This is a genomic window from Micromonospora sp. DSM 43699, assembly GCF_055517075.1.
On record NZ_JBTMMT010000212.1, the window covers coordinates 1 to 450 of the forward strand.

Here is a 450-nt window from a genome sequence, read left to right on the forward strand (position 1 = left end):
GGTGAGGACCATGCCGCCCGAGTGCACCCCGAGGTGTCTCGGAAGGGTGTGGAGCTGGGCGGCGAGGTCGCGTACGTCGTCGGGGAGGGCGGCGTCGGGGCCGGGCGGGGTGTGGTGGATGTGCCGGGTCATCTCCCGGGTCTGCGCCTCCGGGTAGCCGAGGACGCGGGCGGCGTCGCGGACCGCGAGCCTCGGCTGATAGGTGATCATGTTGGCGACCTGGGCTGCGTGCCGGCGGCCGTAGCGGGTGTAGACGTACTGGATGACCTCCTCGCGGCGCCCGGACTCCAGGTCGAGGTCGATGTCCGGCGGGCCCGCCTTCTCCAGGGACAGGAACCGTTCGAAGAGCAGACCGTGCCGGAGCGGGTCGACGGCGGTGATGCCGAGGACGTAACAGATCACGCTGCTGGCGGCGGAGCCCCGGCCCTGGCACCAGATCCCCTGGTCGGC

The 450-nt window shown here is 72.0% G+C and carries 1 pseudogene; it reads right to left on the bottom strand.

The features are described from left to right. A pseudogene (locus AC0AIB_RS31295) lies at positions 1-450 on the bottom strand (error-prone DNA polymerase); the annotation flags it as partial.